The sequence below is a fragment of the Tumebacillus permanentifrigoris genome (assembly GCF_003148565.1).
Lineage (GTDB): Bacteria > Bacillota > Bacilli > Tumebacillales > Tumebacillaceae > Tumebacillus > Tumebacillus permanentifrigoris.
In genome coordinates this window covers 156,598-181,216 of sequence record NZ_QGGL01000001.1, presented here as the reverse complement: position 1 = coordinate 181,216, position 24,619 = coordinate 156,598, and the positions used below count along the sequence as shown (strand labels likewise).

General features: G+C 56.9%; 16 protein-coding genes. 12 read left to right on the top strand and 4 right to left on the bottom strand.

Annotation, left to right across the window (positions count from 1 at the left end; translation table 11 throughout):
• Positions 1-36 precede the first annotated feature (36 nt).
• The 3 genes from glpX (at position 37) to C7459_RS00805 (ending at position 3,743) form a co-directional block, all read left to right on the top strand.
• Entirely contained in the window at positions 37-1,005 is a 969-nt protein-coding gene (gene glpX / locus C7459_RS00815; RefSeq protein WP_109685286.1) for a class II fructose-bisphosphatase, read from the top strand.
• A gap of 114 nt (positions 1,006-1,119) precedes the next feature.
• Positions 1,120-2,388, top strand: coding sequence for a transcription termination factor Rho (rho, locus tag C7459_RS00810; protein WP_109685284.1), 1,269 nt, complete (start codon positions 1,120-1,122; stop codon positions 2,386-2,388).
• An 86-nt stretch (positions 2,389-2,474) separates the two neighbouring features.
• Positions 2,475-3,743, top strand: coding sequence for a radical SAM family protein (locus C7459_RS00805; RefSeq protein WP_109685282.1), 1,269 nt, complete (start codon positions 2,475-2,477; stop codon positions 3,741-3,743).
• Between the two features lie 599 nt (positions 3,744-4,342).
• Here C7459_RS00805 and C7459_RS00800 read toward each other — a convergent pair.
• Entirely contained in the window at positions 4,343-5,632 is a 1,290-nt protein-coding gene (locus C7459_RS00800) for a helix-turn-helix domain-containing protein (RefSeq protein WP_170119189.1), read from the bottom strand.
• Positions 5,633-5,863: 231 nt separating this feature from the next.
• Between C7459_RS00800 and rpmE the strand changes: the two genes are divergently transcribed.
• From rpmE to C7459_RS00785, 3 genes are all read left to right on the top strand, one after another.
• Positions 5,864-6,061 carry a 50S ribosomal protein L31 gene (gene rpmE, locus C7459_RS00795; protein WP_109685278.1) on the top strand — a complete coding sequence of 66 codons (198 nt, stop codon included), beginning with the start codon at positions 5,864-5,866 and terminating at the stop codon, positions 6,059-6,061.
• Positions 6,062-6,163: 102 nt separating this feature from the next.
• Positions 6,164-6,784, top strand: a complete 621-nt coding sequence (locus tag C7459_RS00790) for a thymidine kinase (RefSeq protein WP_109685276.1) — start codon at positions 6,164-6,166, stop codon at positions 6,782-6,784.
• Positions 6,785-6,853: 69 nt separating this feature from the next.
• A complete protein-coding gene (locus tag C7459_RS00785; RefSeq protein ID WP_109685274.1) occupies positions 6,854-7,516 on the top strand; it encodes a YhcN/YlaJ family sporulation lipoprotein in 663 nt (220 codons plus the stop codon).
• A gap of 47 nt (positions 7,517-7,563) precedes the next feature.
• Here C7459_RS00785 and C7459_RS00780 read toward each other — a convergent pair whose 3' ends face one another.
• From C7459_RS00780 to C7459_RS00770, 3 genes are read right to left on the bottom strand one after another with little or no spacing between them, the layout of a single operon-like run.
• Positions 7,564-8,700 carry a Ger(x)C family spore germination protein gene (locus tag C7459_RS00780; protein ID WP_109685272.1) on the bottom strand — a complete coding sequence of 379 codons (1,137 nt, stop codon included), beginning with the start codon at positions 8,698-8,700 and terminating at the stop codon, positions 7,564-7,566.
• A complete protein-coding gene (locus tag C7459_RS00775; RefSeq protein WP_109685270.1) occupies positions 8,697-9,848 on the bottom strand; it encodes a GerAB/ArcD/ProY family transporter in 1,152 nt (383 codons plus the stop codon). Before C7459_RS00775 ends, C7459_RS00780 begins: the two co-directional genes overlap by 4 nt.
• Positions 9,845-11,452, bottom strand: coding sequence for a spore germination protein (locus C7459_RS00770; RefSeq protein ID WP_109685268.1), 1,608 nt, complete (start codon positions 11,450-11,452; stop codon positions 9,845-9,847). The genes C7459_RS00775 and C7459_RS00770 overlap by 4 nt, the downstream gene beginning before the upstream one ends.
• Positions 11,453-11,594: 142 nt before the next feature.
• Here C7459_RS00770 and C7459_RS00765 point away from each other — a divergent pair, with 142 nt between their 5' ends.
• The 6 genes from C7459_RS00765 to C7459_RS00740 all read left to right on the top strand — a co-directional run bounded on the left by C7459_RS00765 (position 11,595) and on the right by C7459_RS00740 (position 24,520).
• Entirely contained in the window at positions 11,595-12,485 is an 891-nt protein-coding gene (locus C7459_RS00765; RefSeq protein ID WP_109685266.1) for a DUF1385 domain-containing protein, read from the top strand.
• A 25-nt stretch (positions 12,486-12,510) separates the two neighbouring features.
• On the top strand, positions 12,511-13,587 hold the full coding sequence (gene prfA / locus C7459_RS00760; protein WP_109685264.1) for a peptide chain release factor 1: 1,077 nt from the start codon (positions 12,511-12,513) through the stop codon (positions 13,585-13,587).
• Entirely contained in the window at positions 13,587-14,456 is an 870-nt protein-coding gene (prmC, locus tag C7459_RS00755; RefSeq protein WP_109685262.1) for a peptide chain release factor N(5)-glutamine methyltransferase, read from the top strand. Before prfA ends, prmC begins: the two co-directional genes overlap by 1 nt.
• 111 nt (positions 14,457-14,567) lie before the next feature.
• Complete coding sequence (gene spoIIR, locus C7459_RS00750) at positions 14,568-15,272, top strand: stage II sporulation protein R (protein ID WP_109685260.1); 705 nt, start codon at positions 14,568-14,570, stop codon at positions 15,270-15,272.
• 153 nt (positions 15,273-15,425) lie between these two features.
• The gene (locus tag C7459_RS00745; RefSeq protein ID WP_109685258.1) at positions 15,426-15,998 is read left to right on the top strand and encodes a stalk domain-containing protein; all 573 of its coding nucleotides are present in this window, start codon (positions 15,426-15,428) and stop codon (positions 15,996-15,998) included.
• A 266-nt stretch (positions 15,999-16,264) separates the two neighbouring features.
• Complete coding sequence (locus C7459_RS00740) at positions 16,265-24,520, top strand: S-layer homology domain-containing protein (RefSeq protein ID WP_109685256.1); 8,256 nt, start codon at positions 16,265-16,267, stop codon at positions 24,518-24,520.
• Positions 24,521-24,619: the final 99 nt, after the last annotated feature.

The window sequence follows — 24,619 nt, the reverse complement described above, 5'->3', positions numbered from 1 at the left end:
AAGAGACAGCACAGTGAAACGGAGATGACTTTCTAGATGGAACGTGAACTAGCGCTTGAGATCGTACGTGTCACCGAAGCAGCAGCCTTGGCAGCCGCCCGTTGGGTCGGGTCTGGCAAGAAAAATGAAGCTGACAACGCCGCCACCACCGCGATGCGCGCGATGTTTGACTCGGTCAACATGAAGGGGACCGTCGTGATCGGCGAAGGCGAGATGGACGAGGCACCGATGCTCTATATCGGCGAGCGTTTGGGTGCTGGCTGGGGCCCGCAACTCGACGTTGCCGTCGATCCGCTGGAAGGCACCAACATCGTCGCCAAAGGGCTCTGGAACGGTCTGACCGTCGTCGCGGTCGCACCGAAGGGCACCTTGCTCCACGCTCCGGACATGTATATGGAAAAACTCGCGGCCGGCCCGCGCGCCAAGGGGCTCGTCCACCTCGACGCCACCGTCAAGGAAAACCTCGAAGCCGTCGCCAAAGCCTCCAATAAAAAAGTCAAGGACGTCGTCGCGACGCTCCTCGACCGCGAACGTCACCAAGGGCTGATCGAAGAGATTCGCTCGGCAGGCGCCCGCATCAAACTGATCTCGGACGGCGATGTCGCCGCTGCGATCAACACCTGCTTCGAGGAGACGGGCGTGGACATCATGTTCGGCTCCGGCGGCGCTCCGGAAGGCGTGCTGGCGGCCGCTGCGATCAAATGCCTCGGCGGGGAATTCCAAGGCCGCTTGAAGCCGGAGGATGACGCAGAGATCGCACGTTGCAAAACGATGGGCATTGATGATGCCAACCGCATCCTCTTGCTCGACGATCTCGTGCAAGGCGATGACGCGATTTTCGCCGCGTCGGGCGTCACCGATGGCGAACTGCTCAAGGGTGTGCGCTTCCTCGGCAACGGCATCTGCACGTCGCACTCGGTCGTCATGCGTGCGAAGACCGGAACGGTGCGCTTCGTCGAAGCTCGTCACAACCTCGATCTCAAGCCGCACTTGGTGATGGTCTAGTCAATTGTAAGTAAAATTCAATTAGAATAATTTTTGCATCATATATTTGATAGCTAGAAAAAGTGGTATAATAAGGGCATTATGATGTTGTGAAGGTGACGGTGCCACTTGCCCATGAACATGATCGAATTAGAGGAAAAGAAACTGACCGACTTGTACAAGTTGGCGAAGCAATTTGAGATCCCGTACTACGGTACGCTCAAGAAAAAGGAACTGATCTTTGCGATTCTCCGCGCTCAAGCGGAGGAGGAAGGTCTGATGTTCGCAGAGGGCATCTTGGAGATCATGCAGGATGGCTATGGCTTCCTGCGTCCGGTCGGCTACTTGCCGTCCACCGAAGACATTTACGTCGCTGCGTCCCAGATTCGCCGCTTCGATCTGCGCATCGGGGACCGCGTATCGGGCAAAGTCCGCAAGCCCAAGGAAAACGAACGCTACTTCGGCTTGCTCCAAGTCGAGGCGGTCAATGGCATGACCCCTGAACAAGCGGCGGAGCGCATCCACTTCCCGGCGCTCACCCCGCTATTCCCGACGCGCAAGATCCAGATGGAGACCCTCCCGGAGAAGATCTCCACACGGATCATCGACTTGCTCTCGCCGGTCGGATTTGGCCAGCGCGGTCTGATCGTCGCACCTCCGAAGGCCGGCAAGACATTGCTGCTCAAGGAAATTGCCAATTCGATCACCACCAATCATCCGACGGCGGAACTGTTCGTTCTGCTGATTGACGAGCGCCCGGAGGAAGTCACCGACATGCAGCGTTCTGTGAACGCGGAAGTCGTGGCCTCGACGTTTGACGAGGTGCCGGAACACCACATCAAGGTTGCCGAGCTGGTGCTGGAGCGCGCGATGCGTCTGGTCGAGCACGGCAAGGATGTCGTGATCCTCGTCGATTCGATCACCCGTCTAACCCGCGCTTACAACTTAGTGATTCCCCCGTCTGGTCGCACGCTGTCCGGCGGGATCGACCCGGCGGCGCTCCACCGACCGAAGCGCTTTTTCGGCGCGGCGCGCAACATCGAGGAGGGCGGTTCGCTGACCATCCTCGCAACGGCGCTGGTGGAGACCGGTTCGCGCATGGACGATGTGATCTACGAAGAGTTCAAGGGAACGGGCAACATGGAGTTGCAACTCGACCGCCGTCTGGCGGAGAAGCGCATCTTCCCCGCGATCGACATCCGCAAGTCGGGTACGCGCCGCGAGGAGTTGTTGATGGACCCGGACCACCTCGACAAGATCTGGACGATGCGCAAGACGATGAGCGAATCGGGAGACTTCACCGAGTCGTTCCTGCGCAACCTCAAGAAAACCACCACGAACGAGGAGTTCATGGCGACCATCGAGGGGCAGAAGGAACAGAAGCAACTCAACGAACAAACGTAAGGTCTGTCAGAGGACCGGATGCGCATGCATTCGGTTCTTTGTGTTAGAATAGTGGTCAGGTTATTTAGAAATGAGGGAATCCCGACATGCATCTCGTGTATGCAGATACCAAAGGACAAATCTACGATCATGCCGACCTGTTGGCGCTGGGGCGCAACGGGGAGTTTTTGACCGATATCTATGATGAAGAACTGATTCCGCTCCCGGAAGGCGCCACGCTGGTCTCGCTGCCTGGGGCACGTGCGCTCGGCCTCGACCCGGAGACGGGCAAGACGATCGCACTCCCAGAGGAGTTGTCTGCGGTCGGCGCGCTGCTGCCGCAGGGCTTCACCCGCCTGTTGCTGCCCGCGTATGCGAAAAAGGACCAGAGTGAAACCTGGCCGCTTTTTGGTTACACCGCAGTGGTCTGGAAGGACGATGGCTTCTATGTGGCGGCCGAAGCCAGCGATGACCCGGACAAGTGGAACCCGCTGAGCGCTCCTGATGACAAAGTCGAAGCGGCTGTGCAAAAAATCACGGAGCTCTACCCGGAGAACCGCATCTGGAACCACCTGACCAAGTGTGCGCTGGAGTACGGATGCCTGACTTCGCGCAACACCTTCCTCGAACGCTGGGAAGGCTCGCTCCCGGTCTCGATGACCTGCAACGCAGGCTGTGTCGGCTGCATCTCCGAGCAGCCGGACGATTCGCCGTTCCCGTCGCCGCAAGTGCGCATGGACTTCAAGCCGACCGTCGAGGAGATGACCCAGTTGATGGTCCATCACTTGCAGACCGCAGGCGATGATTCGATCATCTCGTTTGGTCAAGGCTGTGAAGGCGAACCGTCGACGCGCGGTGTGGATATCGCAGAAGCGATCCGCCGTGTGCGTACACAGACCGATCGCGGCTTCATCAACATCAACACCAATGCTGGCCTGACCGACATGATCAAGCTGATCACGGACGCAGGTCTCGATCTGATGCGCGTCTCGACGATCTCAGCGCTGGATGATCACTACAATTCCTACTACCGCCCGCGCTTGTATGGGGTGGAGAATGTCGGCCGATCCTTGAAGTATGCGGCAGACAAAGGGGTCTACACCTCGATCAACTATCTGATCTTCCCAGGTGTCACCGACCGCGAGGAAGAGATCGAAGCGATGGTTGACTTCATCAACCAGAACAACGTCAAGCTGATCCAGATGCGCAACTTGAACATCGACCCGGAGTGGTACTTGAACCACATCCCGAAGCAACGCGGTGAACTGCTCGGCATGAAGTCGATGCTGGATATCTTCCGTGCAGAGTGCCCGAACACCGTGATCGGTTCGTTTACACACATCCCGCCGGAACAGATGCGCCGCACGAAGCGCTAATCAGAAAAGAAGCCTCCTCGCCCTATGTGGCGAGGAGGCTTTTTGCTTAGTGATTGGGGCCATTTTCGTTCCACCACGTAGAGTCGATGGCAGGCGGGACCACCGGTGGTTCCACCGGTTCCTCAGGCGGGACGACTTCTGCGTCCGCCAACAGGTGAAAGTGCGGGTGTGTGCTCCAACCGGGTGGCCAATTAGGTGGCCAACTGGGGAACGTTTTGTGATTGGGTCCGGGCTCATTCCACCAAGCCCCCAATGATGGCGATACCAGCATACAACTCAGCAGTGCGCAACTTACGATGACAAACAAACTCGTGCGTTTTTTCATATCGAGAACACCCTCCCATTGGGTACCGGTCTATGCAATCGTCTATTTGATTTTATAAATATGCATAAATTCTTATGACCGGATGTCTTACGTTCTATTATACATAAGCAATCCCATATTACAACATACTAATAGCAATTTCGTTAGCATCAACTTAGAAAATTTACAAGCCCTATAACTACAATTTACGACAAATTTCAACAAAAAAGAAGCCAATCGCGGAGGATGGGCTTCTTTTGACGAGCATGCGGGAGCTTACTGTGGGAATCACTGCCTAGACGAGGATTCCGATTTTGCGCAGAGAGGTGTCCAGTACGGTGTGCAGTTGGCGCAGGGTTTCGTTGGCGGAAACATAGTCGCCGATCTGTTCGTACAGTTCGGAGAGCTCTTGAATCGCCGTGCGCAGTTCGGAGCGGTGTCCACGGGACTCGTGCAAGTGTATGGCGCGCTTAATCCAATCGATTGCAGCGGTCGTGTCGCCCTGCTCGCGTTTGACGCGGGCCAGCGATTGGTAGACGCCCGCGAGGTTTTGGGCGTGTTCGGGGAGCAGGAACAGCGTCTCTTGGCAGAATGCTTCCGCCTCCTGCAAGCGACCAGCCCGGATGTAGAGGGTGGCGATCTCACTGTGGATGCGCAGGTTGTCGGTCGGCAGTTCGTGCTTGCGGTATTCGGCGAGGCATTCATGCAACAGTTCGACGCCTTCATTGACATCGCCGCGCTCCGCTTCGACCAAGGCAAAGTTCACTTTGACATCGATCGCCTGGCGGATGTTCTGCAAGCTCTCATAAATCGTCAACGCGTCGTGGCAATAGTCCATCGCACGCGAGTATTCCCCGAGGTTTTTGTACGAGTTTCCAAGCCCGAGGTAGACGTCTGCCAGTTGACGCATGTTGGTGCTACCCCGCAGCAAATTATACGCTTCCCGATAAAAGCGCACCGATTCGGCGTATTCGCCGAGCTTGAAGTGGGCGTGTCCGAGGTTGGTGATGATCCGCGCACGCGTGAAGGGGTCGATCTCCTTCACGCGGGAGAACGTCTCATAGGCTTTGTGCCAATGGTAGAGCGACAGCGGGTAATTCTCTTGGTCATAGCGCGCTTCACCCAGTTTGTTTAGACAGAGCAGGGCGGAGGCATCGTCATTTTTACGAACGACGGTGTCCAGCACTTGTTCAAACAGCTCGACCGCTTTGTCGGTTTCGCCGCTTGAGAGCAAGGCATCAGCGAGATCGTATTGAACTTCATGTACCAATAAGTGCGGAGCTGGGTTGGAGATCAGATCGCGAAACAACGGGATCGCGAGGTCGAAATTTTTGGCGGCCAGATAGGCGCGTGCCAACTTGTACGTACTGCTCTGTTCCATTTGTGTCTGCATGTCTGCAACAAAGTATTCAATCGGCGTCTCCAGACGAGTCGCAATCTGTTCCAATACTTTATGCGACGGGTACGCTTTATCCGATTCGATCTGACTGATCATAGAGATCGTCACGATCCCGGCGCCTAACTCTTGCTGTGTTAATCCTTTACGAATGCGCAACTCACGGATTTTTTGCCCCAAAGAAATCAAAGTACACCCTCCTAGTTGTTTAATACGGGTCATGATATACATCATCGAGCAATTTAAGTCGCTCGTTATAGAGTAAACTCTACCACTTAAAGTACACCCATTTTTGAAACTTGTAAAGCATTTTTATGTAGGAGATGTTGTTGCTTCCTCTGCGTTCTATGTGTTATATTAACTTTTGCGTGTGAACAAAGAGCCATGGCACAATCTATGGCTAGGAAGAGGTGAACAGGAATGAAAACTGATATCCATCCGAAGTACAATCTGACCACCGTCACCTGTGCTTGCGGCAATAAGTTTGAGACCGGTTCCGTTAAGGAAGGCCTGAAGGTCGAGATCTGCTCGCAGTGCCACCCGTTCTACACCGGTAAACAGAAGTTTCTGGATGCAGGCGGTCGTGTCGATAAGTTCAAGAAGAAATACGGAATCTAAGACACGTGACAAAAAAGCAGGGCAGTTTCTACTGCCCTGCTTTTATTGTTTCTTGGGTACGCTATATACAGCCATATCTATTGAAGTTGGGAGAGATCGCGGTTGCATTTCATGAACAAGCCTGGGTGGATCGAGGTCATCTGTGGAAGTATGTTTTCGGGCAAGAGCGAGGAGTTGATTCGGCGGGTCAAGCGGGCCAAGATCGCCCGCCAATCGGTGCAAGTGTTCAAACCGAGAATTGACGACCGCTACCACCAGACCGCCGTCGTCTCACACAGTGGGGAGAAGGAGGATGCCTATGCGGTCGGTTCTGTCGCGGAGATCGTCGACATGATCGAACCGGGCATCGAAGTGATCGCTGTCGACGAAGTGCAATTTTTTGACCGCGAGATCATCTCCCGCTGCCAAGAGTGGGCAGACCGTGGGATTCGTGTGATCGTCGCGGGCCTTGACCAAGACTTCCGCGGGGAGCCGTTCGGTCCGACGCCAGACTTTTTGGCGATCGCGGAGTACGTCACGAAGCTGCAAGCGATCTGTACGGTCTGTGGCAACCCGGCGAACCGCAACCAGCGCTTGATCAACGGCGAACCTGTAGGCATCGACGATCCGATCATTCAGGTGGGAGCGGCAGAAGCGTATGAAGCGCGATGCCGTCACTGCCATGAAGTGCCACCGGGCCGCTCGACCAACAGTTTGCAGGAGGACAAGTACAGCCGCGCCTAATACACCAATTCCCAGTGTCACGTCACTTCCTGCCGGGCAAGCTAACGGTACCCGAAGGAGGTGACCTTGATGCAGAAGAACAAGTGGGTCCAAGGTCTTGCTGTCATGCTGGCTGTCGTTTCGCTAACCAGTATGACCGGTTGCACCAAAGGTGCGCAGAATGGGTCAGATAACCGGTACGGGGTCAACACGGTCGAGATTGCACCCGGCCAAGAGATGCACCGCGTGCCGAACTGGGACAACAAAAACATCGATGTTGATGGCGACGGTGACCGCGAGCATCTCGCAGGCCGCAACAACATCGCCAACCCGTCGATCGACTTGCGCTCCTTTGCCAACCCCGGCGGGGGTTCCGATCTGACGCAAGGGGTCTACCCGCACACGTTCACTGCGGATCGCCTCGCGGATCTGGCGCACTCGGTCAATGGCGTCGCCAATGCGCGAGCGCTCGTGGTGGGACAGACGGCGATCATCGCGCTCAACCTCGACAAAGGCGTCAAGCCCCAAGCGCAGGCGCAATTGGTGCAGACGGTTCGCCAGCGCATCTTGGTGCAGGCACCGGAGTTCAAACGCGTACACATCACGGCGGATCGCGCGTTGCAACGCCGTGTACAACGCATCGCCGATGAGATTCGTTCAGGGCATTCGCTGACGATGTTCAGCGATGACATCACGGATCTGACTCGCATCATCCCAGCGATCGGCCCAGGGATGACACCAGCAGTTCCTTAATATCTGTGGAAAAAGCGGAGTCGTGCAGACGGCTCCGCTTTTTTTTGTTAGCGGATGATCCCGGTGCGGATGATTTTGAGTTTGAAGTTGACGTCGATATCCGCCTTCTCGTAGACGCTGCGCCAGAGGTCTTCTGTCCACGGTTGTTTGTAGAGAGCAGCCGCTTTGATATGAGTGCCCATCCCGAGCGGGTCGACATGGAATTTGTTTTGAAATTGGTCGATCAGGTCTTTCATGCGCGAGGTCAGCCCCGCTTGGATCTGACTCTCAACATTTTTTCTTACCTTATCGTCGGTCAGGTCATCATCACCGGAGTACTCGATGATTTGCCCAGAGACTTTGACATCATAGATGAGGTGTGGACGGTTGTTTTTCATCTCGACTTTCAGTTTGTGTTTGGTGCGGACGAAGGTGAGCATCACTTGGTCATTGATCCCGTCGCGCCCCTTGGTGTGCAGGGTTTGTTTGATGTCGCCGCCTTCGCCGGTGCCGCGCAGGAGCAACATCATCTTGGTCTCCTCTGGGGAGATCGAACCGACATATTTGTCATTGTGAAACAGCGCGGTTCCGGCGGCGACGATCACTTTGTTCTCCAATTTCACCAAGGGAATCATCGGATCTGAACCTTGGTCGAGATACAGCCGTTCAAAGTCTTGGATCGACGTCTTGGGGACGGCATAGTTTTTTTGCGACTTTTTGAGCAGTTCATAGAGGTAGCGACCGCTGGAGGGGCGGGTGGGCACTTTGTTTTTGAGCAGATCGCTTGCTTTGCCTTCTGAGACGCAGAGCACCAGCGTCTTGGTGATGTTCACGTCGCGCATCAACGTGTCGAGCACACGCCAGATGCCCTTGCGTGCCAACTCCTCTGAGAACACGGCGACGCGCATCTGGCCGCTGACGATTTGGCGGTCGGTCGCGAGTCCGATGTTCTCTCGCGCTTCCTTGCTGAGGTCACCCTTGGAGGTCAGGGTGAGCGTCTGGTTCCCGCCATTTTCGCTGATGTCAGGCATGGTGATGGTAACCAGCAGCTTGCCGTCCTTCGAGAGATCATATCCGCCGGTGAGGATCATGCCAAGGTCTTCGAGGACATAGGGCCTGGCACACCCCGCCACAGCGACTGTGAGCGCGAGCGCCAGCAACAGCGGGCGGGAGCGCTTTTGCCAGAGCGGTGTGCGGTGCGTCATGAAGCGTTCACCTCCGGGGTGTCTTCGGCGGGGGGAGAGGCCGACCCGCGCTTGCGTAGGATGATAGAAGCCAGCAGGAGCAAGGCGGGCAACAGGATTGAGACGATTCCTCCTGTAGTGCCAAGGATGGTTTCGATCTTGGTAATCAGCAAGGTGTCTTGACTCCAGATCCCCATGACCAGCACGAGGGGGAGCGTGGCCAGCACGCAACGGGGCTCGCTCCATTTGCCAAAGGAATAGAGGAAACGTCCTGCTGCCCACAGGTACGTCGCAACCGTACTGACGACGAGAAAGGACCACGTCGAGATCCCGATATGCTCGATGCGCTCAATCATCGGCAACTCGACGACTTGGAACATATGCAAGGTAGGGGAGATCACTTTCATGATCTGTCCAGGGCTGTAGAAGCCGATGGCGATGATCGAGACGAGCAGGTAGATGGTTGTGGTCAACCAGATGCCAAGGGAGGCGGCGAGCATGTTTTTTTCCTTTTTCTTGGTGAAGACGTGATAGACCAGCAACAGTTCAAATCCGACGGCTGATATCGAGACTTTCCAAGTGGCGCGCAGCAACCCGACTGCAGTGGTGTCAAAAAGCGGGAGGTAGTACTCCGGTGTGATCATGCGGGCAGGGACGATCAAGAGAAACATCATCCATACAGTAGCAAGGAACGTCGCGATCCCGAAGCGCCCGAGCACACGAGCCCCCGCCGTCGCCGCGTAGTAGCACGGGAGCAGCAACAGGATGTAGAAAACGTTGGTGGAGGTCGTCGGGAACAGCCAGAGTTGCACGACCTCGATGTAGGCGCGGCAGACCACTGTGGCGATGGTGAGGCAGTAGAGGGCAAATAGACCTCCGCAAACTCGGCCAACCCATGTGCCGAACAGCCGAGTGAAGATCTCGTACAGGTCCTGTTCGGGGAAGCGTCTGGTCACCAACACGATCATCCAGACCGCGAGCTGTGCGAGGGTTCCGGCGATGATGATGCTGATCCAACCCGGGTGCCCCGCTTCTTCGACGATGACGCGGGGCAGGTCGAACAGTCCGATGCCGACTTGGACGGTTTGGATGAGAAATAGGACGTCGAGAAAGCCCAGCGAGCGGAATTTGCGTTCGTTGATGTTGCTGGGGGTCGGGCCTTTTTTCAACTGGGGTCACTCCCTTGGGGTTTCTCTGATGTGCCTTCGGTCGGTGAGAGCGCGGTAGGCGTTACTTCTTGGGTGAAGGGCATGCGTTGGTTGTCTTTGGCCATCGTGTTCGTTGGGCGGTATTTTAAGAAGGGCAACGGCACGCGGAGGAAGGTGTCCTTCCAGTCAACCAAGCGCAGCGGGGCAAACGGTGTGAAGTAGGGCGCACCCAGCGACGAGAGGCGTAGGAAGTGGAGGATCAACATCAGATAGCCGATGAACATCCCGTACAGCCCCCACCAGCCGGCGAGCAGGATCAGCGGGAAGCGGATGGCGCGCAGGGCGCTCGACATGATGTAACTCGGTGTGATAAACGACGCGACGGTGGAGAGCGCGACGGAGATGATCAGGATGTTGGAGGTCAAGCCGGCGGTGACGGCCGCTTGTCCGATGACGATACCGCCGACGATGCCGATCGTCTGTCCGACTTTGGTCGGCAGTCGGGCGCCCGCTTCCCGCAACAATTCGATGGTGGTTTCCATCAGCAGCGTTTCGTAGAGCGGGGGAAATGGCACCCGCGCACGAGACTGGGTGAGCGTGACGAGCATGTTGGTCGGGATCAACTGGTAGTGATAGGTGACGACGGCGACGTAGAGCGCTGACAGCGAGATCGAGATCAAGACCCCGACGAGGCGCAGGGTGCGGATGACGGATGCGCTCAACCAACGGTTGTCGTAGTCCTCCGACGTCTGGAAAAATTCGATGAAGGAGGCCGGGCCAGACAGGGCGAACGGGCTGCCATCGGAGAACACGACCACTTTTCCGTCACAGAGATGGGAGACGATCCGTTCCGGGCGCTCCGTCATGTGGAACTGTGGGAACGGTGAGTACGGGTTGTCGTCGAGCAGTTGGGCAAGTTCGCCACTGTCCGTTAGTGCGTCGATGTCCACGCGGTTGATGCGCTCGGTGATCGAGTCCACGTATTCATCCGGGGCGATGCTTTCGAGGTGGAGGATGGCGACGAATTTTTTGTTGAAGCGGCCTACGCGGGTGAAGGAGACTTTGAGGTCGGTCGACTTCAGTCTTTTTCGTAGCAGTGAGAGGTTGATTTGGATCGACTCGTTGAACGCTTCCTGCGGGCCGAGGATCACCGACTCTGCCTCGGAACGGTCGATGTTGCGCGTCGGCGGGAAGTAGGTGTTGACTGCGTAGGCGCAGTTGGTTTTCTGTACGATGAACACCGTCCACCCGTCGAGCACGTATTGGATCGCGTCTTTGACGGTTTGGAGGGGGACGACATCCATGCTGCCTGACGTTTCATTCGGGCGGATGGAACTTTCCGGGTCGGTCAAGGTGTGGATGTGCGAGAAGGCCATCTCCACCCACTCTGTTTTGACGAGGGATTCGATGTAGGAAACAAACACAGGGCTGTCGGTGATCGTGCCCTGTGCGAGTTCACGTAATTTGATGTCATCACAGCCTTGGAACGCGGCCTTGATCGCCCGGATGTCTTCTGCGTAGGAGCCGATGTTTTTTTTGATCGGCTTGGCGTCAGGCTGGCTCTGCTGCTCCAACTTGGGGCGGCGATGCAGTTTTTTGAGGACGCTTTGAAAGAGTTTGTTCATCGCACAGCCTTCCTTCCGAGAGGTCTTTGTCTCTACTCTCTGCTTATCCGCCCCATTTTATGAGATTTTGACGGGTGGGGGGTGGAAGTACTATAATTAGACTGTTATACAGAGAGAGATATCGGGAGGAGGGCGTACAGGAATGGAACCGCAATTGTACATCGGCGGACAGGCTGTCATCGAAGGTGTGATGATGCGCGGCGGCGACAAGGTCGCAGTCGCGGTTCGAAAGCCTGACAACTCGATCCATGTGGAGCACGAGGTGCGTCGTTCGTGGACGCAGCGTTTCAAGTTTCTGGCCCTGCCGCTCGTTCGGGGCACTGCAGTTCTGTTTGAATCGACGTTCATCGGCTACCAAGCGTTGAACAAGTCGGCCAATTTGTCTGTCGATGAAGAGGGCGAGGAACTTTCAAACTGGCAGATGGCGCTGACGTTGATTTTCTCGTTGGCTTTTGGCGTCGGGTTGTTCATTCTCGCACCGCTCTATATCGCGCAGTGGGTCACCAATGGCGCGACCGGCACGGCGTTTGCTGCGATTGAAGGCGTGTTGCGCCTCTTGATCTTTGTGGCATATATGTGGTTGATCTCCCGCATGAAGGACATCCAACGGGTGTTCATGTATCATGGGGCTGAGCACAAGACGATCAATTGTTTTGAGGCAGGCGAGGCTTTGACGGTGGAAAATGTTCGCCGTCATACGCTGATTCACAAGCGTTGCGGGACGAGTTTCCTGCTGTTCGTGATGGTGATCTCGATCATCCTGTTCTCGTTTTTCTCCAAGGAAGGCATGTCCCATTGGGAGATGATGGCCTACCGCATCGGGTTGATGCCGGTGGTCGCCGGTTTGTCTTATGAGTTGATCCGTTGGTCGGGCAATTCGACGAACCGTTGTGTGGCATGGCTCGTGTCACCAGGCATGCTGATGCAGCGCCTGACGACCAAGGAGCCGGATGACAGCATGATTGAAGTGGCAATCGCTTCTGTTCAAGCCGTGATCGAGGATGGCAAGGCAGAATCGGCGCTTCCTGCGTAAACTATAGAAGAGGTGAGGTAAGACCATGATCGACCGTTTACAGTCCCTAGAAGACCGGTACAACCAAATCAATGATTTCCTGTGTGATCCGGCGATTGCCAGCGATCCGGCGAAACTCCGCCAGTATGGCAAGGAGCAGTCTGATCTCGAGGAGATCGTCAATGCGTACCGCGAGTACAAGGAAGTTCATGCTGGACTCGTCGATGCGAAGGCGATGCAGGATGAGAAGCTCGACGACGAGATGCGCGATCTCGTGAAAATGGAGATCTCCGAACTGTCCGAGCGCGAACAGGAATTGAAGGACCGTCTGACGATCCTGTTGCTCCCGAAGGACCCGCTCGATGACAAAAACGTTATCGTCGAGTTGCGCGGGGCTGTTGGCGGCGATGAAGCGGCGCTGTTTGCAACCGACCTGTACAAAATGTACGTGGCGTTTGCCGAGCGTCAAGGGTGGAAGACTGAGGTGATCGACGTGTCCTACACCGAACTCGGCGGCTACCGCGAGATGGTGTTCTCGATCAGCGGCAAGGGCGCGTACTCGAAGTTCAAGTTCGAGTCGGGCGCACACCGTGTTCAACGCGTCCCGGCTACCGACTCCGGCGGGCGGATTCATACGTCCACCGCAACGGTCGCAGTGCTTCCGGAAGCGGAGGAAGTCGAGGTTGAGATCCACGACAAAGACCTGCGCATCGATACGTTCTGTTCGTCCGGTCCGGGCGGCCAGTCTGTCAACACCACGCAATCGGCCGTTCGGATTACGCACGTTCCGACCGGGGTCGTGGTTTCGTGTCAGGATGAGAAGTCGCAGATCAAGAACAAGGACAAAGCGATGAAGGTTCTGCGCGCACGGATTTTTGAAATGGAGTTGCAACGTCAACACGCGGAGAACGCGGCGAACCGCAAGTCGCAGGTCGGGACAGGTGACCGTTCGGAGCGCATCCGTACCTACAACTTCCCGCAATCTCGTGTCACCGATCACCGCATCGGACTGACGCTGCACAAGCTGGATTACGTCTTGGCGGGCGACCTCGACGAGATTATCAACAATCTGATCACCTTCGAGCGCACGGAAGCTTTGAAGGCGCAGACTGACGAAGAGTAATGGCAGGTACAACTCTGCGGGAAGTCCTCATGGGGGCTTCCCGTTTCTTTGATTCACAGGGGATTCGCTCTCCTCTGTTCAATGCGGAAGCGTTGGTGCAACATGTGCTGGGTGTGGACAAGGCACGGATGCTGATGGTCTGGAACGACCCGTTCCCGGTGGAGAAGGTGGCGGAGTTTGAGTCGTTGGTTCGCCGTCGCGGGGCGCAGGAGCCGTTGCAGTATCTGATCGGCTCGACGGAGTTTTATGGGCGGGAGTTTGTGGTCAGCCCGTCTGTCTTGATCCCAAGGCCGGAGACGGAGTTGCTGATCGAAGAGGTGTTGAAGCAACGGGATCTATTTGCAGGGCGAGCCCCGGTGATCGCAGATATCGGGACGGGTAGTGGTGCCATCGCGATCACGTTAGCTTTGGAGTGGGCGGGGGCGAAGGTGTACGCAGTGGACCTTTCGAAGGAAGCCTTGGCTGTAGCCGCAGGGAACGCCGAGAGACTGCAGGCACACGTCGAGTTCCTCGAAGGCGACCTGATCTCCCCACTGCTTGAACGCGGCATTCGTCCCGATCTCCTCATCTCCAACCCTCCCTATATCCCGACCGACGACTGCGAGGAACTCGATGCCGAAGTCCGCGATCACGAACCTCGGCTCGCGCTCGACGGGGGTCCTGATGGCATGTATCCCTACCGCATCCTCTCCCAAGCCCTCCCCACTCTCTGGCCCGCATCTGGCCCCGCCTATGTCGCCTACGAAGTCGGCATCCACCAGGATATCTACGTGCAACGGATGATCGCAAAGGCTGTACCCTGCGTGGAGACGGGCATTCTCCCAGACTGGCAAGGAATCGGTCGCGTGATCTGGGGACGGCGGAAGTAGTCTCGTATTTTTTTACTAGATTTTTTGGAATGCTAGGTTTAGACCCCTCGTAGAGCGTCCATACTGACTATCAGAAGCGGTTGAGAGTCTACGAGAGAGGGATGACGAACGATGAGAAAAGGTCTGGTTCTGGCTACTGTGGCGGTTTCGATGTTCTTGACGGGGGTTGGCTATTTCAATCAATCCCAAGCTGTTGCACAAGCGCAAGACTTGGTTGTCGCTCAACCAGTGATCGCAGAGGACGGCACGGACGTAACGGATACGATCCCTGGCGACGCCATTCGCTTGCGCATCATCGCCAACAGTGATGACCCGGCCGACCAAAAGCTCAAGCGTGATGTTCGTGATCAGATCATTGTGGCTGTAGCCGATGAGATCCGCGGGTTGAAGGATCATGATGCGATCAAGGCGACGATCGCGAACTCGGTGCCGGAGATGAACGATCTCGCGGCGAAGATCATCGCGGAGAAGGGCTACTCCTACCCGGTGCAAACCGACTATGGCAACGTCCCTTTCCCGACCAAGATGTACGGCGATAAGGTCTACCCGGCTGGCGAGTACGAAGCGCTCCGCATCCAAATCGGGGAGGCCGCTGGGCAGAACTGGTGGTGTGTGCTGTTCCCGCCACTCTGCTTTGTCGACATGGCCAACGGCGACGCTGTCGCTCAGCCGAAGGACATGGAAGGGAAAAAGCAACCCGCTCCCATCACGACTGTCGATGTAAAAGACTCGGCGGATGGTCATGAGCAGGAAGTTGAAGTCCGCTCGGCTCTGGTGGACAAGCTCAGCGAGTGGTGGGACAAGATCTTCGCGTAAGTCCCCTCTCGCCCTCTATCGCTTCCTCTACCAAGCTCGTCTCCTGTATTGTCTCTGGGGGGCGGGCTTTTTGTCTTTTCTTTTCGGGGGGAAGGGGGTTTCATCTACTTTATCGAATGGTAGGAGAGGTGAGTTTGAAGGGGGTAGTTTTTTTTGAAAAAGGTACTGGTCGCGTTTGTCGCGGGGATGGTCGTCGCTACCGCCGGAGCCGCTTTTGCTGACAATCAAATCGCTGCTTTGTTCACGACTTCGGTGAAGTTCAAGGTGAACGGGTCTGATAAAACCAATAGTCTCGGCACGATACTGTACAAGGATCGCACGTATGTCCCTGCTCGATTTGTCGGTGAGGCGTTAGGTGCGGAAGTTGGCTGGGACGGTGAGCACAACACCGTCATCCTCAATAATTCAGGGAAGTTCGCTGCTCCGGCCAATGGAGGCACAACGCAGGCTACGACTGTGGTCGGGGGTCACTTTGAAGTTAGTAAGTTTACGTTGAAGAGCTCTTCGAATGCGACGAATATGAACGGGATGATTAAGAATATGGATGGTGTTGGTCATGATCTGGTTTTGAAGGTCCATTATTATGACAAGACTGGGAAGCTTTTGGGGTACGGAATTGCCACGATCTTGGGTCTGACTTCAGGGGGGCAGGTTGAGTTTTACGCGTTGTCTGAGCGGATTGATGGCGTGGTGTCGTTTTCGTTTGAGGTTGATTCGGAGTTGTAGGTTGGGTGGGTTTGAGTTGTGGCGAGGGCTCCTCTGGTTGAGGGGCCTTTTTTGCGTTCGGCGCGGTCTCCTGCCTGGGCCGGTCCGGCTGCATCACCCCGGCTCCTGTGAAAGTCGCTCGGGTCGATTCAGCCTCCCCGTCCCTTGCGGTGGCGATTGCTGATTTAAGGATTTATGTCGCGGTTAAAGAGGTATTTTGAATTGCGTACATAATATATGATTATATGGTGGGTTATATTGTGAATGAAAGGTGATGGTGTTTGGAAATGGAACGTAAAGGAAGTAAGCGAAGGCGCTGGTTTCGTAGCGGAACGGCGAATTTGTTCCTCTCGGTTGCGCTGCTAGCCAATTTGGTCGTGCCCGCATGGGCAATCCCCTCACGGGCAAGTGCTTCTGATCTGCCTGCTGGCGACTGGAATCTGAATGAGAAGGTCAGCCGCTCCTCGGCTGGCGCCGACAACGTTGGCACCACGGCCAATCCACGGATTACCAAGGACGGTCGCTTCGTGGTCTTTGAATCCAATTCGTCGACGTTGGTCGAGGGCGCTGGTCAGGATGTGCAGATTTATTTGCACGATCGCAGGACGGGCTCGACGGAGTTGATCAGTCGCTCCGCGACTGGCGAGTCGGCCAATTCGATGGCTACGAAACCTTCGGTGTCTGATGACGGTCGGTACGTCGTCTATCAATCCAAGGCGACCAATCTGGTTCAGGAGACGATCGACTTCGATCCGATCGACTCGTTTGAACGCATCTATGTGTACGACACAAGCACTCATTCGACTCATCTGGTCAGTGTGTCAGCTACTGGGGCTCCCGCGGATTCTTTTTCTCAGCAGGCGGTTATTTCGGGGGATGGTCAGTGGGTGGCGTTTGCGTCTGAGGCCAGCAATTTGTCTCAGGACTCGAAGCTGTACAGCTGGAGGCTGTACTTGCACAACTTGCAAAGCGGAGAAACGCAGGTCATTCGCAATGATTTTGCCACCGGCGTCGATGCGTTGGAACAACCCGCGATCTCGGCGGATGGTCAGGTTGTCGCATTCCGTTCCTCAGAGGCTTGGATTCCTGAGGACACCAATCAGGTGGAGGACATCTATCTGTACGATCGTTCCATGCACGGCGTGTCGTTGGTCTCTCAGTCCTTCGTGGACGAAGCGACCAATGGGGCGAGCAGTTCGCCAAGCATCAGCGCCGACGGCGCTCTCATCGCGTTTACATCAGAGGCGAGCAACTTGGTGGCTGATGATACGAATGGTCTCAGTGACGTATTTGTCTTCAGTCGCGCCTCTGGCATGACAACGCGCGTGTCGGTGACCGACACCGGCGCTCAAGCCGATGGCAACAGTTTGCGGCCCTCCCTTGCGCCGAACGGCGAACGGGTGGCGTTTGAGTCGCATGCGTTTAATTTGCTGTCGGAGGGGCTGCCTGTCGACGTCAATCGCATGCCCGATCCGTCTGTGGTCTATGTCTACAATCTGGGTTCGCAGCACGTTCAGTTGGGCAGTCGCCCCTACCAAGGTCAGTTGAACGGGGAGAGCTTGATGCCCGCGTTGTCGGATAGCGGTGCATTGGCTTTTCGGTCGGATAGTGAAAATGTCGCCCCTGCGACGACGCCGTTCCAACAGTATGACTACGGGTCTCTGTACGTGGCGCAGAATGCCTCCACGTTGCCGCAGTGGCCCGCTGATAGCAAGTTGACGGCAAGTGATGTCAACGATTTTGGCCTCATGTTGCACTGGCCCGCCCTCATCGGCCAAGATGTCGTCGGCTACAAGGTGTTTCGCACGAACACCCACCAAGAATTGCTGGGCTTCGTGGACGCGAGTACGTCCTCGTTCCACGTAAGCGAACGCTCTTATGAGGATCTGCAGTCTGGTTTTCAGGTGGAGGCGGTCAATTCCCATAACCAAACGTCTTGGGGCTCGGGCCCGAAGTTGATCAAAGGATGGAACGATTCCGAACCTCCGATGTGGCCGACCGCACCGTCCTTGACCATCACCAACTATGCTGGCTACATCTCCCTGTATGTGTCCCCGGAAGCAACCGACAATGTCGAGGTTGCCGGGTATCGCCTGTACCAGATCGATCCTGTGACGCACAACTCAACTCTGTTGCGCGAGAGTCGCTGGAATCGGTTTGAGTTCATGCCGAACGATCTGTTGTCCGATACGGACTACATGGTGGTCATCAAAGCGTTCGATTTTGCAGGCAATGAGAGCACTCCCTCTCCTGAGTGGCTGATCCATACGCCGAAATCAGTCGAAGTACAGTCCGGGCAGTTGACCGTCAACTATACAGCAGGCGACTACGATCTGCTATGGACGGCGGGTGACGCTTCCGTGACCTCCTATGAGGTCTGGGATGTCACGCCGGGCACAGTTGCTCAGATGTTGAAGCAAGTGCCAGCGACGGAGACGAGCTGGCACTTGACCACTTCGTCTGGCGGTCTCCACACGCTCGTCATCCGCGGTCGCGATGGACAACAGCGAGTGGTGTACCAGACGAACCAATTCGTCGTCTCGACCGAAGGACAGAATTTGTCCATCACGGTGGAACGCACAGGCATGGTCGGGGACTCGATGCCTCGCGGTGCGCAACAAGCCGTAACGGTTACAGGGGCTCCGAACAGTCCGGTCACGGTGACGGTCAGTTCTGACAAGTGGGATACGTCCCAATCGCCTTATGTGAGCACCCAAGTGACGACCGCGGTCGAGATGACCGAGTCGGCAACGCCAGGCGTCTACAAAGGCACGCTGACGGTGCCGGAGGGCACCTCTGCGATCACCAACATCGTGGCATCGCAGGCGAATCCAGAGGGCGGTGACCCACTGGTCACTGCTGTTGCCGGTTTGCCGTGGCAGGTGTTCGCTGAATGGGAAGCGACGATTACCGTCCCGGCGGAGTTGGCGCGTCCCCTGCACTACCGCGTGGCCTTGGTCAGCCCAAGTCGCCAGATCAATCAGGTCAAGTCGTTGAATGATTCGAGTACGCTTTCCTTTGGTCGACTGCCAGGGGCGGATGACTATACGTGGAAGATCCTCGATGCGCTCGGTCGCACGGTTCAGGAATCCCCGAAGCCCTTCTCGATTTATGGCGGGCTCAAGAACCCTGAGCAACTGGATGTGAAGGTCACCACCGTGCAAGTGAAACTGGTGGAGGACTCGAACACTCCCGTCGCCAATGCAGCCGTTTCGCTGGTGAATCCGTCGAACGGAGCGATCCTCGCCACACTGTACACGGATGCCAGCGGCATGACCCGTTCCTTTTTCGTAAGTAACTCGCAATTGCAAAGTGTGCAGGTGCGGGTGTATCTGGACGAAAATGTCTACAAGCGAGTTCCGTATCAGATGCTGAATCTGACGACTGGCCAGCTCAATCTCCAGACGCTCACGGTGGAGAAGATTGGAAAGGGTATGATTCAAGGCACTGTTCGCAACCTCGATGGGAGCCCATTGCCCGATGCGACGGTGTCCGTGACGCAAAACGTCCAAGGACGCTTTTTCAACAAGTCTGTGATGACGAACGCAGAAGGCAAGTACTCGGTGGAGGCAGTCGAAGGGCCCGTTAGCGTGTTCGTCACGCTATCCGCCAAGTATGACTACGCCCACGCCTCTCGCGATGTCACCGTCACAGCGAACGGCACGGTCACGGCCGATTTCTCGATTGCTGCGATGCAAAGCGCGACCGTCAAGATCAATCTGTTTACGAAGTATGCAGGTGATGCGCAGTGGCAAGGCCCATTGCCGATTGACTGGACGGTTGGGATTCACATGCATATGACGGTCGATGGCAACTACGTCAACAGCGACACGTTGACGGTGCGCGGCAAACAGCCAGGGGATGTCATCACCGTCTGCGCCGATGGTCGTGAGGGCGGTCTGCAACAGGCCTGCGTGGATGCTGTCGTCGACGCCAACATGCAAGCGGTCGCAGATTTGCGCCTCACGCAGGACAAAACCAACATCGTCGGCCAACTGCGTCTGCCAGCAGGGGCAGGCACGGTGAAGTACTGGTCGGCCTCGCTCTATGGGGCAGATGGCGCGATCCTTGAGAACACCAGTGACTACAACAAGTCGAGCCTGCGCTTCGCCACGCAAAAGTCTGGGGCGATGAAGCTCGTCATCGAAGCCTATGGAGACAACTGGAGCACCCGCTACCGGAAGTCTGTCGATGTCAACGTGACGGCAGGCACGCCGCTTGATCTCGGCACGCTTGATCTGGCTCGCCTCGGCGTGTTCAGCGGCAACGATGGCAATTCGCTGACTTCCTCGACTCCGCAAGTGCGTCCCGGTCAGACGGGAACGATCCGCGCCGCTTTCAAAGGCAATCGAGGTGTCAACAACGCCAAGTTGATCCTGCGCATCCCACAAGGCACAGACTATGTAGCCGACTCGGTGATGCTGGGCGATGTGGCGGTCCCTGCCAATCAGGTTGACCTGATCTCGAAGCCGGGCTTCGTGATCGTCAAGCTCGGCAATCTGGCGTACAACCAAGCAGGTGTGGTGCGGTTCAGCTTCAAGGTGCCGACCACGTTCACCGAGGGAGTTCTGCTCGCGGATGCCCAGATGTCGTATGACGGCAGCGGCGGTGACGAGATCATCGGGCAAGTGAAGCTGACCTCGTCGCAACTCACGATCACCGCGCCGCTGCGGACCAATCATCTGGCATGGACGGTCAACGGCAACGGCCCGGCGAACCAAGAACTCTCGGTCTTCGAAGGCCAGCAGTTCCTGGGAAAAACGACCATCAGCGCCGCCGGCGTATGGTCGCTCAACCTGTCGCTGCCCGATCCGAGCGGTGACAAGTTGTTCCATCTGCAAGCGGTCACCACCGATGGCAATGGAAAAACGCTCCGCTCCAAAGTGGTGGACGTCAGCTACGAACCGAACGATCCTGTCTTGCAAGAGATGACGATGCGCCAAGGCGACGGCCGTCGCGTGACGCTCGATCTCACGCACGGGGTTCCGCGCTTCCCATATGTCGTCCGCCCGTGGGATGGTTTCTACTTTGACCTGAAGTTCAACGATCCCAACGCGGTCGAAAATGTCAAAGTCCATCTCGGACATGGTGCAGGGGAGACGGTCGGACTGGCAACCAAGCTCGACAACGGACTTTGGCACGTCGAGATGATCACCTCGGGCATCAACGGTGTCGGAGAAGGCATCTACGTCACCTACGACCGCAAGAAACTGCCGCCGACCCCCGTCACCAAGGTCCCGACGGAAGCGGAAGTCCGCGATCGCATGCCAGCAGGCATGCGCGATGTCACGATCGACAGCAAGGAAAACCTGCACACCGTGGGCAATCTCACCACAGGGCACATTGATTTGACCCTGCCGGATTCGAACATGGGTCTAGGTGTCGACGTTGCGATGGAGGAGGGGCTGACCTACTCCCCGACCACCGAAGATTTGCAAAAAGCGGCCTCCACCGGGGTTCCCGTCTACGGCATGACGTTTGATGTCCACCAAGACGAATCCACCGGCAAGTGGGTCTCTGACATCTCAGGATATGTGCAAAAACCGCAGACCGGACTCAGCGTCACCCAAGGTCTGAACTTGCTCCTATCCGGGATGGGGACTCCGAGCCCGACCTCGATCTCGCCGCAGTACGCCGTCGCGGGCAGCAACGTGCTGAACGTGGTGAAGGTCACGGGCAAGATCGTCTGGAATGAAAAAGACGCCCTCTACAAGGGCGGCAACGACATTCAGCAAACCAAGCAAAATATCGACGGACGTTACGAGGTCAACAAAAAGTTCGACCAAGTCGTCGCCCTCGCCCAACGCGCCAATGCCTGCCCAGGCGGTGCCGCTTGGAACGAAAGCATCGAGTTTGCCAACAACATGATCATCGCAGGGGAAGCATCCAAGTGGGCGCTCAACCTCGCCGGAGCAGCGCTCGCACCGGAAACGCTAGGATCATCGTTGGTCTTCAACATCGCCGGCAACTTGCTGGGTGCAGGTGTTGATGTGCTCGTCGACGCGCGTTTGAAATCGCTCGATGACCACATCTCGCAGATGGGGGATTGCGCGAAACCGCGAGAGGATGAGCTAGGGGAGGCCACCCCGACTGCATCCCCGGTCTGGATCTACGACCCGAGCGGCTATGTCTACGAAACTTTTGAGGACAACCGCGTCGCGGATGCCCAAGCGACCGTCTACTACCTAGACGCTCAGACCAACGAGTGGGTGAAGTGGGATGCGGACTGGTACGGCCAGATCAACCCGCAGATCACCGACCCAGAGGGCAAGTACGGCTGGGATGTTCCGAACGGCAAGTGGAAAGTCGTCTATGAAAAAGCAGGCTACGAGACGACGGAGAGCGGTGCGATGGACGTACCGCCGCCGCGCTTCAACGTCAACATCCCGATGGTTTCCACACAATCACCGACCATCGCGGTCACGTCGGCGCAATCGTCGAACAGTGCAACGGTGCTCGAATTCACCACCGACAAATACGTGCGCACAGCAGACCTGACTGCGAATTCCCTGACCGTCATGGTGGATAACGCAGCTGTTACAGGCACGCTCACCGCCGTCGACGCGCGCGAGGATGCCAACAACGTCTCGCTCGCCCGCACGTTCCGCTTCACCACGGCGCAGAACATCGCCGCCGGCAAGCAAGTCACGATCGCATGGCCCGCGTCTGATGTCGTCAGTTATGCGGGTATCCCAGCAGAACCGGATGCAGGTCAGGTCACGGTGACGCAGACGATCACCGTGCAAACGGCAGATACCGTAGCTCCTCTGCTGAGCACCGCGACGACAAGTGTTAGTGGCGATGTGATCACGCTGACGTTCAACGAACTGTTGAACACGAAAAAAGCGCTGAGCAGCGCACAATTCACGCTGCAAGGCACGACCGTCACCCCAGCCTCCGTCGAGTACGGGGAGGATGGCCAGACGGTGAAGCTCTTCCTGAACGGCAAAACCGCTCAGTCCGGTGTCGTCGTCAACATAGCGGCGAACAGCGTCGAGGACCGATACGCCAACTCAGCAAGCGCACTGTCCGGCAACGTCACCGACAATTCGGTTTCCAGTGACGCCTCGCTGCAGAGCCTCGTCCTCGCAGGCAACGCCTACCCGCTGACTCCGGCGTTCTCGCCAAACACAACGTCCTATACGCTCGCCGTGCCGGACAAAATGGCGACGACAACCCTGCGCGCCGTCACGAACGATGGTAACGCGACGATGCGCCTCGAAGGTTTCGATCTCGCATCGAACCAAGACCGCGACATTACGCTGGCAGGTGTAGGCGACACGGTCATCCTGCTCAGCGTCACCGCAGCCGACCAGTCGACGACCCGCCAGTACCAGATTACCATCACCCATGGCTACGTACCGCCTGTGAACAACGGGGGCGGAGGCGGCGGTTCTGTCACTCCCTCTCCGACCGGTACCCTGACGCTGGAGGATGTGAAAAAATCGCTGAGCGGCTCCACGCTCACGATCGATCTGAGCAACCGTCAAGCCCCGGCGATGCTCCAAGCGGACGCATGGGCGTACTTGAAGGAACAAGGTGCTGTGCTCGTGCTGAAGCAAGCGACGTCCACACTCACGCTCCCGGCGACCGCCTTCGACGATCAGATCGAGAAGCAACTCGGTTCGCTCGACAAGCAAGTCACCTTGAACTTGGCATGGGCCGAAGTCACAGTTGACACCGCCTCGAATTGGTTCCGACAAGCAAGCGATCAGGACGCCGCCTACAAGCCCGCGTCCGCTGCGCTGCAACTCGTAGCCACCGCGACTGCAGGCTCCCGCACTGTCACGTTGCAACCGACGGGCGAACTGCACGTCACGTTGGCACTCCCGCAAGCGACCGACATCACGAAGGTTGGGGTCTATCAATATGACACCGCGACCCGCAAGTGGAGCTACGTCCGCTCGACCAACGCTCAGAAAAACGGCCTCGTGAACACGACCGTCACCAACGGTCAACCGCTCGCCTTGCTCCGATATGAAAAGTCGTTCTCCGACATCACGGAGCACTGGGCACGAGGTTCCATTGAACACTTGGCCGCACATCACATCATCGCCGGCCAGACCGACACCGCGTTCAACCCAGAAGGCAACATCACCCGGGCGGAGTTCGTCGCCCTCATCGACCGTCTGATCGGCTTGCCAGATCCGCAGTATCGGATGCACTTCACCGACGTTGCCACCTCCTCTTGGTATGTGGCAAGCGTCAACCGTGCAGCCGCGGCAGGCATTGCACATGGCTTTGAGGACGGCACCTTCCAGCCGGAGGGACAGATCACCCGCGAGCAGATGGTCGTGATGGCGATTGGAGCGCTGCGCACCAACCGCACACTCGATCCGCTGACCGAAGCGGAGCAAGCGCATTACCTCACACAATTTGACGACAGCAGCGCGATTGCTGACTGGGCGCGTGAATCGTTCGCCCAAGCGATCAAGCTCGGCCTCGTCAGCGGCATTTCTGCAGACCAGTTGGCACCGGGCGACCTGTTGACCCGCGCACAAGCGGCGGTCATCCTCGATCGTTATCCACAACCAACCCTGTAAGCCGCCAAAAAAGAGCCGTTCCCTTCGTGGGAAACGGCTCTTTTTTCTCTCATAACGGCGCGGTCTCGCTCATAGACTGATAGAAACGAGTACACACAG